Origin of the sequence: Streptomyces sp. NPDC060209, assembly GCF_042728155.1 — a bacterium.
GTDB lineage: Bacteria > Actinomycetota > Actinomycetes > Streptomycetales > Streptomycetaceae > Streptomyces.
In genome coordinates, this window is record NZ_JBHWZS010000174.1 from 1 (window position 1) to 17,753 (window position 17,753).

Below are 17,753 nucleotides of genomic sequence, written 5' to 3' on the forward strand. Positions count from 1 at the left end.
CGCCTTCCCGTTCACGGCGCTGGGGCCTGCGTGACGTCGTGATCAGTCGGCGACCTTCAGGAGTTCGTCGAGGTAACTGTCCGGGGCTTTGTCGTACCGGGTGGCGATGCCGCGCAGGCCTTGAGTTCGTGATTCGAGACGTCTCGGTGCGAAGTGACCGCTGTTGTCCGCCCCGCTGGGCACGGATGGGGCACGGGTGGCGGCAATGCACCAGAACCTGCTGACTCATCGGGTGATCAACGGTCCGGACAACAAGAAAGCCCCCGGCCGGCGGCCTGGGGCTTTTGCATGGAGCGGGTGACGAGAATCGAACTCGCGCTCTGAGCTTGGGAATCAACGGTTCCCGAACGACCGCATTGGATCTGACCTGCATGTTTGGTCGAGACGTGCGCGGTTGGAGTGGTCTCCGGGCGCCGTACATGACCGCTGTTGTCCGCTCCGCTGGGCACGGATGGGGCACGGGTGGCGGCAATGCACCAGAACCTGCTGGGCTTCATGCTCCGGGTGGCCTGGAGGGTCAGAGAGGGATGATGCGGACCTGGCTGCCGCAGAGCTTGGTCATGTCGTCGCTGTCGGAGGTCAGCAGGGCGACGGGTTTCGGCTGGCGGAGCGCGACCTCGGCGACCGTGGCGTCGATGGCGTACTTGTGCCCGTGCAGTCCGGCGCCTTTGAGGAGCTCAGCCGCCGCTTTCGCCGCCTGTTCGGTGACGGGCTCCACCTTGATGCGGGACAGGGCCCAGCTCAGGCGAGGCATGTTGGTACGGGAGTGGGCGACTTCCACGATGGTGTTGGCCCCGATCACCAGGTCGGTTCCCATGTCGTGGAAGACCTGCAGCATGGCGAGGAGCTTGCGGTCCTGCGCGATCCAGGCGGAGAGTCCTTCCGAGTCCAGGACGACGGTCTCGATGCGCTCGCTCACGCGGCGTCCGCGTCCTTGGAAGAGCCGGCGGAGCCGAAGATCCTCGCGCGGGCCTCGGCGAGCTCCTCGTCGCTGAAGCCTCCATGCTCTTCCTCGTGGCGGCGGAGGTCGTCGCCCAGAAGCTGGTGCCGGATCTGGCGGGCCACGGCTTCCGCCACGTAGCCGGAGACGTTGTCCGTGAGCTTGCGGAGCTCCGCCACCTGATCGCTGGGAAGTGTGACGGTGATGCGAGTCGTTGAGGACATACGCCAAGCATACTGGAGTATGCGCGAGAGGGCTTGTGCTTGCGGCACCGATCGTTCCGGTCAGGGTTTCGCGACCGGAGGGTGCGGTTTCCGGCGCTGGGAGTACAAGCCCGCCGGCCATGCGCGTATCGGTCAGAAGGGCGGTTCGCGATAGCTGCGGCCATCGCTGTGTGGCCCCCAGTCCCAGAACTCCTCCAGGAAAGGCTCAGCGTCGGGGACGTCGTGGCCCCACGCTTCGAGTGCCTTCTGGGCAACACGCCGGTTGGGGTCGTCGCCGATGGTGTCCAGGATGGCGCGCGCGTGCACGGCGAGGTGATCGCGGTGCACGGTGAGCGCGGGGTGCTCGGCGAGGATGAGCGCGGCGATAACGGCGGCTTCGCGCACGTCCTCGTGGCTGTCTCGGAGGAAGGGCGAGACGGCCCGATAAAGCATCGGGCGCAGGTCCCGGAAGGACGCCACGATGGTGCCGGGGGCGAGGAAGCCAGGGAAGTACTGCTCCGTGCGGCCCACAATCTCGTCGGAGGCGTCGTAGGCCGTGGAGGCCAACCAGTTCAACAGCGCCGCACGGATGGGGACGTTGCGATAGGGCCGGGGGGTCGTAGCCGCCGGGTGGGCGAGGATACCGGCAACATACATGGCGACGGGGGCAGTGGCTTCGTAGATGCTGTTCTGGTGGCCGACCATCTCACCTAGCTCCGACAAAGCGGAGACCTGAACCTTGGGATCGGGTTCCAACAGCCGTGTCAGGACCTTGGGAAGGTCCTGACCGTCCCCGAAAGCGGTCTGGAGCGAACCCCAATCAGTCTCTGAGAGGACTACCCGGTACGGCGGCAAGTCAGGCTCGGGGGGCGCGCCGGCGTTGGAACGGCTGTGGTTCACAGGCAGAACCTAGACCAAACTTCGGACGCAGTTTCCGCCACCCTTGCCGTATCCGAGGCGCGAGAAAGGAGACCGCGGCCGAACGGCCCGTCGCCATCCTCGACCAGGTCGACACGCTCGCCGACGCCCACCGTCCCCGTTGGCGGCTGATGGTCTACCGCGGTGCGGACGGACCTCTTCGCCCCCAGGCGCAGGTCGAACTCCGCCGAAAGGACATCGATCTGGACAACCGCACCGTCGGTGCCGGGCAGGCCGCGCCGGAGCCGACCACGGGCAGGTGCACTTCCCGGCCGCTGGCCTGGGGCTTTTGCATGGAGCGGGTGACGAGAATCGAACTCGCGCTCTGAGCTTGGGAATCTCCCGGCATCTGATCGCCGGTTATGCCGCTGACCAGCTGGACCCCCGTCCCGGCACCTCGTACACCGATGGCAGCGCAACACACGAAGTGACCGTTCTTCACCCCTGTGCCTGGCACGTAGTGGCACGGGGCCCGGCGAGGAATCCGTGCCCTGCCCTCCGCTGTCCCCACCTCGGATCCGGACAAGGGCTGGCTCCGAGTCCGGGACTTGTACGGGGCCCCGCAACCGGCCGCTCCGAGGCGCAGGGGCGGGGCACGGGTGCAGGGGGGACGCCTGGTTGCGCAAGGGCTGATCACCCACGGCAGTTGGCTGCCGCCGGGAGCGACGACACACACCGCAGCAGCTTCTCCGCCGCAGGGCACCATGGAAGGATCGCGGCAAACCGGACATCGATCAGGCCGGTTCGAGAACTCTGTGCGGGGGAGAAGAGATGTCCCTACCGGAACCGGAACGCGAGGCCGAAGCGGCGGCGGCCATCGGCTTCGACCTCAGCGAATGCGTCCGGGAGCCCATTCACCGGCTGGGCATGATCCAGTCCCACGGCACCCTGCTCGCGGCGGAGGCCGACACCGGCACCGTGGACACGGCAGCACTGAACACGCTTTTCCTGCTGGGGATTGCTGCCGAGGAATTGGTCGGAGGGCCCATCACGCGGGTCCTGTCCCCCGAGCACTGGGCCGAGGCGCTCCAGGTCTGCGCTCAGCACGATGCGGCAAGCCTGGTTCTCCCCGTCTCCGTCGATGTGGCGGGTGCCCCCCGAATGTTCGACGTGACCGCGCACCGGCACGGGCCTCTGGTCGTTCTGGAGTACGAGTCGCGCACCGTCGCGGCGCCACACTTCGCGCACTTCTACCAGGGGGTCCGGCGAGCTCTGACGCGTCTGCGGTCCTCGACGGCTGTAGTCGAATGCTGCCAGGCGGCCGCCCGTGAGATCCGGGCTCTTACAGGCTTCGACCGCGTGGTCGCCTACCGCTTCGACGGGGAGAACGGGCCGGGAGAGGTGGTCGCCGAGGACATCGCCGAGGGCCGGGAGCCCTGGCTCGGACTCTGGTTCCCCGCCAGCGACATCCCGCCCCAGGCGAGGAGGCTCTACCGCGACAACTGGATCCGGGTCATCGCCGACGTGGATGACACCAGCGTGGGTCTGCACCCTCCGCTCCGAGCCGATTCGGGCCTGCCACTGGACCTGTCGAACTCCGTGCTGCGCACGGTGTCCGGCTTCCACCTGGAGTACCTGCGGAACATCGGTGTGAAGTCGTCGATGTCGGTGAGCGTCCTCCGGGAAGGCGAGCTCTGGGGGCTGATCGCCTGCCACGGCTACGCTGCTGTCACCATCCCCCCGGAAATGCGGGCGGCGTGCGAGTTCTTCGGCGTGGCCTTCTCCCTCCAACTCGCGGTCATCGAGGAACGAGAGCAGGCCGAGGCACTCACCGCTTCCCGCGAGCGCCTCGACCGGATCATCTTTCGGGTCACGTCGGACTTGGAGGACTCACTCCTGGCAGGTGACGACGCCCTCAGAGATCTGCTGCACGCCGACGGCGCGGTGCTCTGCCGCGGTGGCCAGAGCACCATCAGCGGGATGAGCGTTCCCCCCGCACTGCTGGAGGCCCTTCAGGCACGCGCGGCAGGGCCGGCACCCGGCACGGTCTGGAGTACGGACCGCCTGTCGGAGGAGTCGGGTGATCAGGACGACTTGGTGGAAGACGGCCCGGCAGGGGCCCTGATGGTGACGCTGAGCCGCTCGGGCGACTACCTCGCCTGGTTCCGCAAGGCCCGCCCGACCGCCCGCCGATGGGCCGCCGACCCCTCCAGGCCCGTCCAGGTCGGACCACGGGGCGAACGGCTCACCCCTCGCGGCTCAGGTGCCGTATTCCGCGCGGTGGTACATGGACAGTGCCTGCCCTGGACGCCCACCGACCGTGCCACCGCACAGGAGCTCTGGCGCACGCTGACAGGACTCGTACTGCGGCACGAGGCGGAGCTGGCAGCGTTGAACGAAGAGCTACGCATCACCAACTCCGACCTCGACTCATTCGCTCACGTGGCAGCTCACGACCTGAAAGAGCCACTACGAGGCATCTCCAACGCCGCGACCTTCGTCATCGAGGACGCCGCCGCGGAGCTCGATGCGACTACCGTCCGCCGGATGCACACCGTGCGACGGCTGGCCGGCCGGATGGACGACCTGCTCGACTCACTGCTGCACTTCGCCCGACTGGGCCGAGGCGGGCTTCACCGCACCAAGGTCCCACTGGACCGCGTACTGGATTCCGCGCTCGACGTGGCCGGCGAACGCCTGGCCGAAGCCCACGTGCGGGTCGTCCGACATGACCTGCCCGAGGTGTACGCCGATGAGAGCCGGCTCTACGAAGTGCTGGTCAACCTCCTGGTGAATGCGGCCAAGTACGCCGCTGACCAGGGTGACCGCACGGTCGAGGTCCTGGTCGACACGCTTCGCCCACCGTCCGGCGGGCCTCCACAGCAGACCGTCGTGGTCCGGGACAACGGCATCGGCATCCCGCCCGGCCAGCAGCACCAGGTCTTCGAGCTCTTCCGCAGACTGCACGGGCAGGGCGAGCGCGGGGGCGGCACCGGCGTGGGGCTCGCGATCGTCAGGCGGATCGTCGAGCGCCACGGCGGCGAGCTGTGGCTCGACAGCGAACCAGCCCGTGGGACGACGTTCTTCTTCACCCTGGGTCAGGAGGGAGGCTGAGCGGGAGGGCCCTCCTCCCCACCCCTCGCCTTCCTCTGCCAGTAGTCGACAGCCCCCTTCAGCACCGCGCTGAAGAGTTCGAAGTTGACCGGCTTGTAGATGTAGCTGTCGGCGCCTGCCGCATAGGTCGTGTCCACCTCGTCCGGCCCGGTGGACGAAGTGAAGGCGACGACGGCCACGCCCTCCAGTTCCGGCCGGGACCGGATCGACCGCAGCACTTCGGCTCCGCTGGGACCGGGCAGCTTCAGGTCCAGGAGGACGAGCCCCGGCCGACGGGGAGCTTCCAGCAACCGCTCGACGAATCCCGTCCCCCGGTCGGTGAAGTCCAGTGCCAGATCCGGATGGGTGCGACGGAGCGCCCGTGCGATGGCCTCGGCGTCCTCCGCCGAATCCTCGACCACCCAGACGAGGTCGTGATCGATCCTCTGCTCCCCGGCAGGCCCGCTCATCCGATGGACTCCGCCTGTGCGACGAGCACGGCGATGTCGTCGGCACCCGTCGCCCGGAAGTCCACAACAGCCTCTGCCAGCCGCTCGGCGAACCGCTGAGCCCCACCGGCACCCTGCCGCACGACCTCGTCCCGCAGACGCGCTTCGAAGAACATCCCGTCGGCCGCTCTTGCCTCGGTCACTCCGTCGGTGAACATCACCAGCGCGTCCCCCGGCGCCAGACGCACCGACCCGGATCCGTACTCGATGTCCTCCAGCACGCCCAGCAGATCCCCGTGGGCCAGGAGTTCCTCCACGGTGCCATCCGCACGTCGCATCAGAGGCGCCGGATGCCCGGCACTCCAGTAGCGGGCACGAAACCCCCACCCGTCCGGTACCAGCACCGCTACGAGCGCCGTCACGAAGCGGGATGTGCCCTCCCTGACCAGGGCCTGATTCAGCCGTTCCAGCGCGTGCTCGGGCGTACTGCCGTCCTCGAGAAGGGTGCGCAGGGTATGGCGGGCCAGACCTGTCAGCGCCGCCGCCTCCGCCCCGCGACCGCAGACGTCACCGAGGAGGAGGGTCACACCACCCTGCGCCGTCGGGACGGCGTCGTAGAAATCACCGCCCACGTCGAGCGCGACGTCACCCACTTCGTACGCGGAACTCAGCGTGATTCCCGGAATCAGCGGCAGCTCTCTCGGGAGCAGATGCCGCTGGAGAGAGACCACGTGGCGGCGCCGCTGTTCGTACAGGGTGCTGCTGTCGATGGCCAACGCCGCCCGGTCGGCCAGACCCGCAAGGAACTGTGAGGCCCCCTCGGCCACGACCGCCCGATGGTAGAGAAACGTCAGGGTGCCCAGGACCCGGCCTCGGGCCTTGAGCGGGTTGACACTGATCGCCCGCACGGCGCGGCCCGCCCCGGACGAGTCGGGCCCGAAGGGCCCCCCTCGCAACCCCTTACCCTTCAGCGCCAGTGCCTGCCCGCTGCCGAGTACCTGCCGTAGCGCCTCCGTCAGCCAGGCGTCCTCGGCCGCAACCTTGCCGAGCCACTGCTGGTCACCGGCGTCCATGTGCGCGAAGGACACGGATTTCAGTCCTTCGGGAAGAGAAAGATGCAGAACGCACCCCTCGGCGATGGCGGGAACGGCCGTGCGAGCCACCCGCTCCAAGGTGCTTTTCACATCAAGGCTCGAATCCATCTGCAACGACGCCTCCGCCAGAAAGGCGTCACTCACCTGACGCACCTCGTCGGCGCGCCGCGCCGTGATGCGCCTGTCCGAGACCATGGCGACCTCGGCCACCTGCTTCAACCGGGTCCGCAGCGTCACATCGATGGTGTCCCTGTCCGCGGTACCGACCATGAACGAGGCCCAGCCGTCCTGCCCCAGCGGCACGGCACACTCGGCCAAGCTCCGCGTGCCGGCTGCCGCCAGCACCTGGACGTGCGGCATGGCGCCGTCGAGCTCCGACACTTCGTGAACCGTGACAGTCGGATCACCGTCCGGAGCCCCGGCTGCGCCGGATTCGCCGTAATTCCGTTCGATTTCCACGAGCGATGACGTCGGCTCCACCACGGTGACACTACGCAGATAGTGGAGCAGCCCGCCGCTCCAGCGGGTACCCACGACGGCCAGTACGCCGGGCATGCGGAGCAGCATGTCGTAGAGAGAATCGGCCAGCCCCGTCACGTCCTGCGCATTTTCGGCGACGCGCCAGAGCTCATGCAGACGGCCTGACCACCATCCGTCATCCGCCTGACGTGAAGCCATGCCCTCGTGCTGCTCCACCGCTGATCCGCCGTCCCGTATCACCACTGTCGGCCCCGGCCCGTCATGGGAAACGCTATGCCACCCCGCGACTGAGCGCCTCCAGGCGCGGTCTCGGTGGCGCTTGGAAGGAGACGCGAGAGGCCGACCGCCACAGCCATCACCCTTGCCGTCCTCGCCGGTCACGCTGCCCGTTCCGTCCGCCCGGACCGCGCATCCGCAGCGATGACCGACCCGCCCATGCGCCCGGAGCTGTGCCCACGGCCGCCGGGCGCCTCCACGCCGTGATCGTTCAGTTTGTCGGCGAGGTCTCTGGGTGCTGTACCTGACCGCTGCTGTCCGCTCCGAAGGGCACGGATGGGGCACGTTGACGGATGGTCGTCAACCTGAGGTTGTGTGCTGGAGCGGGTGACAGGAAATGGAAGCCGCCCGTGGTGCATATGCCGCGGTGGCCCACACGTCAGGCCCAGAAGGCTTCGGTGACGACGATCTGTGGGTCGGCGTGGCGGCGCATGAAGGTGTAGATGAGCCAGCCGCGTCCGCCGGCCAGGTCCACGAAGTGAGGGCCACCGGGGCTCGTGGAGGCCAGCGGTCGGACGGTCATCCAGTGCGGGAGCGAGGCATCGGCGTCGATTCCCCGGAAGTACGGGTCTTCGGCAGTGATCAGTTCCGCACGGGCACTCATGACCAGGTCACTGGCTTCGGCAGGCATGTCCTCGAAGTCGTGCTGCGCCTGCTTCGTCCAGTCCATTTGCCAAGGCGGCCGGAGTGGTTCGTCGATCACTCCCCGGGCTTCCTCTCGGCGGCTTCGTGCCGGAGGCGGCTGTACTCCTCCAGAAGCCGGATGGACTCCTCGGGGTCCTCGGACTTGGCGGCGCGGGCTTCGAGGTCGCGAAGGTGCGAGTCGAGGACGGGGTTCCGAGCGATGGCGTACTGCGTCCACCACAGGCGCATGAAGGCCGGCACCGGGGTGATGTTGAAGGCGTCGCCGATGACGCGCTTCCAGTGCGCCTCAAAGTCCGGAAGGAGGTGCGGAGTGTGTTCCTGAATCGCCAACCGAAGTGCTTGAGGGGTGTGTTCGGGCATGGGTGGCAACCGCAGGGGCTGCCCCTCGTACCCATCGAAGTCGAGTGCATGGGCGGGCATGGTTCGGGCTCCTTGGTATGGAAAGCGGGTCAGGCCGCCTCGTGCCGGTCCTCGTGCGACTGGTTCCGACGGGCCATCTGCTCGAACCACTCGGCCGGCACCAGGTAGGCGACCGTCTTCCCCTTGCGGGTGATGGCGGCGGCCTCACCGGCGATCCGGGTCCGGTCCAGGATCTCGCCCATCCCCTTGCGCAGGTCGATGGTCGTGTACGTCTTCGTCTCCATGTGCTGAAGCATATAACAACTATCATAGTTGCCATACGTGATCGTGGGATGCTGGTGACCGGGGAAGGTGTTGGGCGCGTCGAGCGCAGAACGGGCACGCGGGGGCACTCGGTCGGGCTTAGTCGCTGTGCTTCGTGGAGCGGGTGACGAGAATCGAACTCGCGCTCCGAGCTTGGGAATCAACGGTTCTTGGATAGCCAAAGCAGCTTTGACCTGGATGTTTGCCCCGGGTGGGCGAGGTTGGTGTGGTCTCTGGGCGCCGTACATGACCCCTGTTGTCTGCTCTGCTGGGCGCGGCTGGGGCGCGGGCGGTGGCGTCTGCGGATGTCTGCTGCGGTGCGCACCGGCGTCGGTGCGGACGCCGGTGCGCGCTCACGCTCACGACCAGTGGGAGCAGTCCTCCGCGGAGATCTCCGCGACCGCTGCGTCCTTTACGCCCTCGACGTCCGGGATGTAGGGGCGGACGTCGGGCAGTGGTGTGCAGAAGGTGACGTGGGAGGTCAGTAGTGCCTCGTCGGTGTCGGCGAAGGAGAATGAGACGTAGGACTTCACCGCTGTGTCGCCGAAGTGCTCCTGTGCGGCATGCAGGCAGGCGGCGACGTAGGCAAGGCACCTCCGTACGAGGAGCGGCGCGCGTTCGTCCGTCGCAGTGGGCAGATCGTAGTCCGTCATTCCCCTGCCGTTGACCCTGGTTTCCTGCGTGAGCCTGTCGGAGTACTCCGGGAGGCTCTCAGGGGGAGTTCGGCCAGTACCCGCCCGCCGGCGGGTGTCAAAGACCATCCTCGCTCCACGACTTCACGGAACATGGGAGGGATGTCCTGGACACTCAGTCCTGCGGTGCCCTTCTCCTGCAGGAGCGCCCTCATTCGAGCATTGCTTCGCATGTCTAGCCAAGGTGGTCAATTGAAACGAGCAGAAATTTCGAGCACCACGTACTCACGTCCATGACCGAGGGCGGTGGTTCCCTGTGAGGTTTTTGGGTCATCGGTACTGCTGGTGTTCGCACGGACGCGCAGTGTGGATAATTTCTCAGTGATTGGTCCATTCGACTTCCCAATGTGCTTCGGCGAAGAATTCGCCCAGGTCTTCGCGGTTCTCTACCCAGTAATCCCCGCACCCGTTGAGGAACTCCGAGTCCTCAGCGAGGAGGATCAAATAGCTGGGCGGGTCGTCAGGAAGCTCGTTGATCCTGACGAATTTCCCCAACTCGTCTCCTGCTGCAATCTTGCCGACCTTGCCAATTTTGATCATCTTTTGTTCTCCCGGGGATGTCCTCTTGCGTGGTGGTGAAGCGAAATCCTACTCGATCAGGGGGACATGGTTGTTTACCGCCGCCTTTTTGGCGCCGGGCTCGGGGAAAATCTCAAAGTGTACATGTGGAATGTCAGGCCAGTGTTTTCCCTGTATGGAATCAGGATCCATGCGGAACTGTCGTAGTCCGTCTGCGCTGCGGAACACGCCGCGATTCACTCCCTTTTCCACGTAGTCATCACCCAAAAACCTGTGAGCGGCGTCCAGCGCCTCATCGGCTGTCATCGGATGCTCGCTCACGATGCTTCCGTCGCCTATGCGACCACGTGTTTCGTCCACCGCGGGATGCTCAGGCGGACAGCTCCCTGCGGGGGCCAGTCCCAAAGGGTCGCACCAGGTGTGTGGGTTGTGTACGTACGTCGATGGGTTAGGTGCCGGGGCCAGTCCTAGTGGGTCCGGTGTCAGGTAGCGGGCGGTCTCGGGGTCGTAATGACGGTGGTGGTTGTGGTGGAGGCCGGTTTCGGGGTCGTAGTACTGGCCGGGGAAGCGGAGGGGTGTGTACGCGGTGCTGCGTCTGGACCAGGTGGTGGTGCCCCAGAGGGTGGTTCGGGTGTGCCAGGCCAAGGAACCCGTTTCGTCTACGAGTTCGGTGGGCGCGCCGATCAGGTTGGTGACGATGGCGAAGAAGCGTGCATCTACCGCGTGTTGGGAGGAATCGGCGGAGAGGATTCGTTCTGTCTGGGCCAGGGGGCCGAGTCCTTGGTGATCCCAGGTGAGGACGATGGGCCGGGGTAGCTCGGTCGCGGTGGTGACTTGTTCGCAGAGGGTGGTGCCGTCCCACGTGAAGCGGGTTTCCTCGACCACGGTCTGGTGGTCGTCACCGAGGCGCTCCTTGGCGATCCGGCGGCCGAGCGGGTCGTAACGGTACCGCCACCGGGTGCCGTCCGGGGTGGTTGCCGCGGTCATACGGTCTTCCGCGTCCCATTCGTAGCGCCAGGTGTCGGGCTTGCGGGAGAGCCTGGTCTTTTGGCGCAGGGTGGTGCGGCCGGCGGCGTCGTGCTCGTACCGCGTGTTCCCAGCACGGGTGATGGTGGTGCCGGTGTACGAACGGGGGCCGGTGGCGTCGTGTCCCGGGTGGGAGGAGGGCCACGTGGCGATGGTCTGGTTCCCGGCGGTGTCGTAGGCGTACGACTCGTTCCAGTTGGCGGCCGTGACCCGGGTGACGCGGCCCGCGCCGTCCAGGTCGAAGCGGTGGGCCCCGTTCAGGCTGTCGTCCAGGCCGGTGAGATACCCGTCGGCGCGGTAGGTGTAGGCGCGCGTGTTCAGCGTGGTGTGGTCGCGGCCGACGAGGTGCTGGGCGCTGAGGCGGCCCGCCACGTCCCAGGTGGAGGCGAGGGTGAGGGCGTCGCCGAAGGAGCGTTCCCGTTCCCGGCCCGCAGAGTCGTAGGCGAAGGTGATGCGCCGTTCACCGGCGGTCAGTTCAGTGGGCCGACCTGCTGCGTCGTATCCGTACGTGGTGCGCCGGCCGGTGGGGGTGATCCGGCGGGTGCGCCGACCCAGGGCGTCGTACGCGTACGTGATGGTGCGGCCATCCGCAAGTTCCGTCTTCACTCGCCCGGCCCGGTCGTACTGGTAGATCAGTTCGGCGTCGGGACCGTTCGCCTGTATCAGCCGTCCAGCCGGGTCGTAGGCGAAGGTGGTCACCCGGCCGACGGCGTCTTTGCGAATCACGCGGCCGAGGGCGTCGTGAGCGTAGGAGACGCTCTCCCCGAGAGGGGTGACGGAGGCGGTTATTCTTCCGGCCGCGTCGACGGTGTAACCAACGGTGCGACCGTCGAAGTCGGTCTCAGAGACCAACCGGCCGGCCCGGTCGTAGGCGTAGGTCCAGGTGAGCCCCTGTGGGTTGGTTACCCGGGTGAGGCGCAAGTCCGCGTCGTGCGTGAACTCGTACCGGGATCCGTCGGGATCGGTCCGGGCCGCCAGCAGGTCGAAGTGGGTGTACTCGAAACGGCTTGTTCCGCCGACGGGGTCGGTGTGGGTGAGCCGGTTGCCCTCACCGTCATAGGTCCATGACTCAGTGGCGCCGTCCGGGCCGGTGCGCTCCGCGAGTTCTCCGTCGAGGGACCAGCGCAGGAGGGTGACCGCTCCCAGTGGGTCGGTGGCGCGCACGGGGCGACCCAACGGGTCCCGGTCGTAGCGGGTGGTGCCACCGAGCGGGTCGATGATCTCCACGGGCATTCCGGCAGGGTCGCAGCGGACTCTGGTCACGTTGCCCAGTGCGTCGGTAACCGAGGTGACCCGGCCCGCCGCGTCGTAGGTGTAGCGGGTGGTGCTGCCGCCTGGCTCGGTGACCGCCGTGCGATTGCCGTGGTCGTCGAACTCTTGCAGGCGGTGGGAGCCGTCCGGCTCCACGAACTCGGTCACGAGCCCCAGCCGGTTCCGCGCGACGCGCAGATGGGTGCCGTCCGCCTGCGTGACCCCGGAGACTCTGCGCTCATCGTCGTAGGAGAAGGCGGTGGTGTGTCCTAGCGCGTCGGTGTGCGTCAGCCGGTTCCCGTCGGTGTCAAAGACGGCGCGAGTGGTGTTGCCCAACGGGTCGATAGTGGCCAAAACCCGGCACCTGCCGTCGACGAGATGACGTGTGGAGCGACCGTCAGCGGTGGTGAGGGTGGTGGTTCGGTTGCCTGTGGAGGGATCGGGTTCGCCGTATTTCAGGGTGAGTTGGAAGTGGCCCGCCTCACCGCCCTCCGCGATGACGCGGTCCCGGCCGTCGTAGGTGTAGCTGTACCGGCTGTTGTTGGAATCCGTCCACGCCGTCACTCGGCGGCGGGCGTCGTAGGCGAAGGTGAGGGCGGCACCCGAGGGCTTGGTGACGGTGGTGAGGTTGCCGTCCGTGTAGCCGTAGGCACGCAGTGGAAGAGCCGCGCTCCGGTCGGCGGCCGTGGGCGCCGCTTCGCTCGCTGCAAGGGTGAGCAGCGCCAGTCCTGTCACCAGTCCATCAGCTAGCGTCAGCCCCAGGTGGTAACCGGCCGAGTGGACCAGGGTCCTGGGAGCGCCGTCCTCAGCGCGGTCGAAGGTGATGGTGTTGCCGTTGTGGTCACTTATCTGCCCGAGCCAGGCGTCACCGTCGCTCCCTGGCTCCGCCCCGGTCGGTGCGTCGAAATGGCGCACGAGTCCGGCGTCGGGGTCGGTGAGCGTGTAGTCGCCCCCCTCGTCGCGGCTGAGAACGCTGCGTGAGGTTCCGGACTCCGGGACAGTCGGCAGGCCGGGGACGGGATGGGGGTAGGTGATCAGGAGGCCGTCGTCGGTGACGTGGATGACGCCGTTGGCGTCGATCTCCAGGCGTTCGTCGACGGTGGAGGCCCATGAGGGGCCGAAGAAGCGGCCGGCGGTGTAGCCCGATTCCACCCGGCGGGTGAAGGCGAGGGGCAGTACCCCGGGGAGCATCACATCGGTCTGTGGGAGGAACATGCGGCCCGATGCCAGGTCGACCGGGTCGGTGCCCTCGGCGGTGCGCTCGCTGTCGGGCCGGTTGTGGGTGCCTTCAGGGGCGTCGTCCACCAGGCGGCGGGCCTTGTTCGCGTCCTGTGCGAGGTCTGCGAGTTCCTTGGCGACCCGGGCTCCCTTGACTCCGGCTCCGGCGCCGCCGGTGGCAGCGGTGAGGACCAGGTCCGGCACGAGCCGCCCGAATCCTTCGGCCGGGTCCTTCATGAAGTTGGTGACCATCTGTTTGCCGGCACCCCAGGGGTCGTTGGCGACCTGGACCAGTCCGGCGGCGGTGTTGTTCAGCGAGAGGGCGTACTCGGCGGGGTGGGTGAGGTTGTACGGGTCCGTCGGGTTGACGCTGCGCGCGAAGGTGACGAGGCCCGCGGTGCCCTTGATGATGCCCCCGCCGAAGTGGGTCTTCACCACCTCGTACTCGGCGAGCCCGTCGTCGACCTGCTCGGCGTACCTGGGCTTCTTCGGTGCGGTGTCCCGTGCGGCCGCCACCGCCGAACGGGCCGTCGCCGCTGCCGTGTTGCGCTGCTTACGTGCCTCCGCCAGCAGCTGCTGTGCCTCTTCCATGCGGGCCTTGCCGGGGTCCTTGAACTCGCCGGGCCTCGGCGGCAACGTGGACGGATCGCGTTCGTCGGCGGGCATGGCGTTGTACTTGTCGGCCGCCCGGCTGTACGTGTCGCACTGCTCCTTGTGGGCGTCCATCGCCTCCTCGGACGCCTTGGTGCCGGCCTTCCACTTGTCGATCGCCGTCTGGGCCTGCCCCTGCGCCCATTCGACCGTCCCGGCGAACGAGTCCAGCGCGCCCGCGGCTTTCTCGAAGGCGTCGGCGGCCTTGAACCACTTCGGCGGCTCGACGGACACCGAGTCCCGGAACGCGTCCGCCGCCTGCCCCTTCAGGGCGGAGGAGTCCAGTCCCCTCATACCACCGCCGACCTTGTCGAAAGCACCCTGCAGGTCCTTGAGGTGAGATGCGGTCGAGCGGAGCTCGGAGGGGCTTCCGTAGATGAGCTTCGTCTTGTCCTCGGTCTGCCCGAGGTCCATCTCGTCGACCTCGGCGCCCATCCGGTTCGCCAGCGAACGTGACTGTTCGCGCACCCAGTCCGCGCCGGAGTCCCAGCCCACGTCCTGCAGCCGGTCGGCCGTCCAGTTACCGGCGTCCTCGACCCGGTTGCCGGCCCACTCGACACCGTCCTCGACGGCGTCCTCGACGACGTCCGGAGTGAGGTCGCTGACGATATCCCCGAGCCCCATGGATCAGTTCCCCCCGTTGTCCTGCTGCTGTTGCCGTGCCCGTTCCTCGGGCGAGGGCCCGAACGTTTCGTCCACGGAACGGTCGAAGGCTTCCTGGTCGACGCCGAGCATGTCGTTCAGCTGGTCTGCCTGACGGCCGCCGTTCCCCTCGGTCACCAGAGCTCGCCCGGTGTCCTTCCAGGTCTGCCCGGCCTCGTCCGCCGCCCGCTCGAACGACTCCGCGCTGTAGTCGGGGCTGAGGTAGTCGGGGGTGAACACGTCACCCCAGTTCTGTTTGACGATCTCGTCCTCGGACGCGTGCGGGTTGCCCACGGCGGCGTTGACCACGACCTTCATGGTGCCCTGGATGTACTGGTCCTCCTCCCACAGGATCCCGGCGGCCAGGCCCAGCTTCGCCGCGATGGCGTTGGCGTCCTGGACCAGGGCCCTAACCCCCCACTCCCACCGCTCACAGAAGTCCTCGAAGTCCACCGACAGCCCGTGGTGACCCGCCTCCATGCCGGTCATCGACAGGTCCGACAGTCCCTTGCCCAGCACCGCCCCGGTACCGTCACCGACCTCCCTCAGCTCGGCCACCGCCGCTCGCAGACCACTGGTGATCTGCTGGACACTGGCCCGGTCTACGTTCAGATCCTCAGCGCCGCTGCCGCTCATCGGCCCCGCCCCCCGTCATGCGCCTGTGCTCCCACCGTGGCTTCCGCCTCCTGCGCGTCGACGGCGACCGCGTCGGGCACGATCCCCGTCACCGGAGGAAAAAGCATCGAGCCGTCCGGGTCGGCGATGTTCACCGCGAGCCCGGCCGGCACGCCCATCGCCGGAATGATCTCGTCCAGCAGTCGCGCACCCCGCAGCTCGGCGAACTCCCACGACCGCCCGACAGCACCGGCGTCGCTCCCGGTGCTCCGTGCCTGCGCGAACCGGGCCAGCGCCTCCTCATCAGTGAAGCCACAGACCCAGCGGATCCCGCCGAACTCCGCGGTCCACAACCCGCCACCGTCGAACGGCACCAGCACCAAGGCCCGCCGCAACTCACCCAGCATCGCCCGCGGATCTCCGATGCCGGCCCGCCGCTCGGCGATCCGATCCGCCAGCGCTGTCCCGTCAGCCATCGAGCCCCCCGCTCACGTGCCACCGTCCGCTGGTCCCGGTTTTGCCCCCCCGGGTTCGAACACCGTAGGACACCACGCTCAGCATGAACCAGCGGTTCCGCGACGCCGTCGCCCCCTGCGGCATCCCGTCGACCGGCGTTCTGCCACGGGAGGCATGGGGTCGACAGGGCGAACGACCGGCGGCGCGGCCGATCAGGCCGAGCCGAATGGGCGCACGACATAGTGTGGTCCGGACAACAAAGAAGCCCCCGGCCGTTGGCCTGGGGCTTTTTCATGGAGCGGGTGACGAGAATCGAACTCGCGCTCTGAGCTTGGGAAGCTCATGTTCTACCATTAAACTACACCCGCGAAGCGCGCCGATGATCGGCTGTGCATCGTCCCACACTGTACCCCATCGCAGGCCCCCGGCGCTTTCGCCGTGGGGTCCGTGTGTCGTTCCGGAGTGTGGATGCGGCTGTGGGCGGCGGGAGTTGAGGGCGTAGCGTGGGTGGGCGGAGTGCCGCCTGGAGTGGCGTCCTGTTCATCCCCTAATGTGGCGGTCTCGTCCAAGGCTGGTTGGGGAAGGGACTTGATGGAGTCGATGGAGCGCACCGTCGTCCGCTGTGCCGAAGGGCACGTTTTTACCGCTTCGCCGTTCCCGATGCAGCAGCTCGGGTCCGCGCGGATCGGTCCCGGGCGGCTGATCCGCTGTCCGCGCTGTGCTCGGTTGCGGCAGGCCGTTCCTGTGGCGTTCGAGGAGCGCTAGAGCGGTGACGCAGGCGCGCGGGGCGGTCCGGTTGGGGTCGGCTCGCGCGTTCTGCGTATCCTCGGTGCGTGCTTCTCTCAGATAAGGACCTCCGGGCCGAGATCGATGCCGGGCGGGTTCGCATTGACCCGTTCGACGCTTCGATGGTGCAGCCCTCGAGCATCGATGTGCGGTTGGACCGCTACTTCCGGGTGTTCGAGAACCACCGCTATCCGCATATCGACCCCGCCGTCGAGCAGGTGGACCTGACCCGCGAGGTCGAGCCGGACGGTGACGAGGCGTTCATCCTGCACCCCGGGGAGTTCGTCCTGGCCTCGACGTACGAGGTCATCTCGCTCCCCGACGACCTTGCGTCGCGGCTGGAGGGGAAGAGCTCGCTCGGGCGGCTCGGGCTGGTGACGCATTCCACCGCCGGGTTCATCGACCCCGGTTTCTCGGGGCACGTCACTCTGGAGCTGTCGAATCTGGCGACGCTGCCGATAAAGCTCTGGCCGGGAATGAAGATCGGGCAGCTGTGCATGTTCCGGCTGACCTCGTCCTCCGAATTCCCGTACGGGTCCGAGCGTTACGGATCGCGTTATCAGGGCCAGCGAGGGCCGACCGCCTCGCGTTCCTACATGAATTTCCATCGGACTCAGGTGTGATACGGCATGGCTGGTGAGATGCGGGAGAATCTGACGTACGAGGCCTTCGGGCACGCCGTACGTGAGCTGGCGCAGGCGGTGGCCGACGACGGCTACGAGCCGGATGTCGTGCTGAGCATCGCGCGGGGCGGGGTCTTCGTCGCGGGCGGTCTGGCGTATGCCCTGGACTGCAAGAACATTCATCTGGTGAATGTCGAGTTCTACACCGGGGTCGGGACCACCCTGGAAATGCCCGTGATGCTGGCGCCCGTTCCCAATGCCATCGACTTCACGCAGAAGAAGGTCCTCATCGCCGACGACGTCGCCGACACCGGAAAGACGTTGAAGCTGGTCCGCGACTTCTGCATCGACCACGTGGCCGAGGTGCGCAGCGCGGTCATCTACGAGAAGCCGCATTCGCTCGTGAAATGCGAGTACGTGTGGAAGAAGACCGATCAGTGGATCAACTTCCCGTGGAGCGTGGAGAAGCCCGTCGTGCGTCGTGAGGGTCAGGTTCTCGACTCGTAGGGTCCGAGTGCACGCGGGACACAGGACACAGGACACAGACACGGGAGGGGCCCCGGTGCCATGCAC

Annotated in this window: 16 protein-coding genes and 1 tRNA gene; 3 read left to right on the forward strand and 14 right to left on the reverse strand. The window is 67.4% G+C overall.

The features are described from left to right. Positions 1–517: 517 nt before the first annotated feature. From ACFWFI_RS27620 to ACFWFI_RS27630, 3 genes are all read right to left on the reverse strand, one after another. Entirely contained in the window at positions 518–919 is a 402-nt protein-coding gene (locus tag ACFWFI_RS27620) for a DNA-binding protein (RefSeq protein ID WP_387395118.1), read from the reverse strand. Continuing rightward, positions 916–1,164, reverse strand: coding sequence for a type II toxin-antitoxin system CcdA family antitoxin (locus ACFWFI_RS27625; protein ID WP_073787485.1), 249 nt, complete (start codon positions 1,162–1,164; stop codon positions 916–918). The genes ACFWFI_RS27620 and ACFWFI_RS27625 overlap by 4 nt, the downstream gene beginning before the upstream one ends. 132 nt (positions 1,165–1,296) lie before the next feature. After that, a complete protein-coding gene (locus tag ACFWFI_RS27630) occupies positions 1,297–2,043 on the reverse strand; it encodes a hypothetical protein (protein ID WP_387395120.1) in 747 nt (248 codons plus the stop codon). Positions 2,044–2,832: 789 nt separating this feature from the next. Between ACFWFI_RS27630 and ACFWFI_RS27635 the strand changes: the two genes are divergently transcribed. Further along, positions 2,833–5,115, forward strand: a complete 2,283-nt coding sequence (locus tag ACFWFI_RS27635; protein WP_387395122.1) for an ATP-binding protein — start codon at positions 2,833–2,835, stop codon at positions 5,113–5,115. Here ACFWFI_RS27635 and ACFWFI_RS27640 read toward each other — a convergent pair. From ACFWFI_RS27640 to ACFWFI_RS27690, 11 genes are all read right to left on the reverse strand, one after another. Then, positions 5,100–5,564 carry a response regulator gene (locus ACFWFI_RS27640; protein WP_383574265.1) on the reverse strand — a complete coding sequence of 155 codons (465 nt, stop codon included), beginning with the start codon at positions 5,562–5,564 and terminating at the stop codon, positions 5,100–5,102. The genes ACFWFI_RS27635 and ACFWFI_RS27640 overlap by 16 nt on opposite strands. Beyond that, a complete protein-coding gene (locus ACFWFI_RS27645; protein WP_387395125.1) occupies positions 5,561–7,498 on the reverse strand; it encodes a PP2C family protein-serine/threonine phosphatase in 1,938 nt (645 codons plus the stop codon). Before ACFWFI_RS27645 ends, ACFWFI_RS27640 begins: the two co-directional genes overlap by 4 nt. A gap of 274 nt (positions 7,499–7,772) precedes the next feature. Continuing rightward, on the reverse strand, positions 7,773–8,063 hold the full coding sequence (locus ACFWFI_RS27650; protein WP_387395127.1) for a hypothetical protein: 291 nt from the start codon (positions 8,061–8,063) through the stop codon (positions 7,773–7,775). A 29-nt stretch (positions 8,064–8,092) separates the two neighbouring features. Then, positions 8,093–8,458: a hypothetical protein gene (locus tag ACFWFI_RS27655; protein ID WP_387395129.1), complete on the reverse strand. Its 366-nt coding sequence runs from the start codon at positions 8,456–8,458 to the stop codon at positions 8,093–8,095. A 29-nt stretch (positions 8,459–8,487) separates the two neighbouring features. Continuing rightward, complete coding sequence (locus ACFWFI_RS27660; protein ID WP_387395131.1) at positions 8,488–8,682, reverse strand: type II toxin-antitoxin system Phd/YefM family antitoxin; 195 nt, start codon at positions 8,680–8,682, stop codon at positions 8,488–8,490. A gap of 378 nt (positions 8,683–9,060) precedes the next feature. Next, positions 9,061–9,354 carry a hypothetical protein gene (locus tag ACFWFI_RS27665; RefSeq protein WP_387395133.1) on the reverse strand — a complete coding sequence of 98 codons (294 nt, stop codon included), beginning with the start codon at positions 9,352–9,354 and terminating at the stop codon, positions 9,061–9,063. A 357-nt stretch (positions 9,355–9,711) separates the two neighbouring features. Further along, positions 9,712–9,933 carry a hypothetical protein gene (locus ACFWFI_RS27670; RefSeq protein WP_387395135.1) on the reverse strand — a complete coding sequence of 74 codons (222 nt, stop codon included), beginning with the start codon at positions 9,931–9,933 and terminating at the stop codon, positions 9,712–9,714. A 48-nt stretch (positions 9,934–9,981) separates the two neighbouring features. Then, the gene (locus ACFWFI_RS27675; protein WP_387395137.1) at positions 9,982–14,682 is read right to left on the reverse strand and encodes a putative T7SS-secreted protein; all 4,701 of its coding nucleotides are present in this window, start codon (positions 14,680–14,682) and stop codon (positions 9,982–9,984) included. A 3-nt stretch (positions 14,683–14,685) separates the two neighbouring features. Then, positions 14,686–15,336 carry a hypothetical protein gene (locus ACFWFI_RS27680; RefSeq protein ID WP_387395139.1) on the reverse strand — a complete coding sequence of 217 codons (651 nt, stop codon included), beginning with the start codon at positions 15,334–15,336 and terminating at the stop codon, positions 14,686–14,688. Next, a complete protein-coding gene (locus tag ACFWFI_RS27685; protein ID WP_387395141.1) occupies positions 15,333–15,791 on the reverse strand; it encodes a hypothetical protein in 459 nt (152 codons plus the stop codon). The genes ACFWFI_RS27680 and ACFWFI_RS27685 overlap by 4 nt, the downstream gene beginning before the upstream one ends. Before the next feature lie 274 nt (positions 15,792–16,065). Next, positions 16,066–16,139 (reverse strand) — tRNA-Gly (locus tag ACFWFI_RS27690). 465 nt (positions 16,140–16,604) lie between these two features. Between ACFWFI_RS27690 and dcd the strand changes: the two genes are divergently transcribed. Together dcd and ACFWFI_RS27700 are read left to right on the forward strand one after the other, a co-directional pair. After that, on the forward strand, positions 16,605–17,180 hold the full coding sequence (gene dcd / locus ACFWFI_RS27695) for a dCTP deaminase (protein ID WP_387395143.1): 576 nt from the start codon (positions 16,605–16,607) through the stop codon (positions 17,178–17,180). 6 nt (positions 17,181–17,186) lie between these two features. Continuing rightward, positions 17,187–17,687 (forward strand): phosphoribosyltransferase, encoded by a 501-nt coding sequence (locus tag ACFWFI_RS27700; protein WP_387395145.1) that lies wholly within the window; start codon positions 17,187–17,189, stop codon positions 17,685–17,687. The last annotated feature ends 66 nt before the right edge of the window (positions 17,688–17,753 follow it).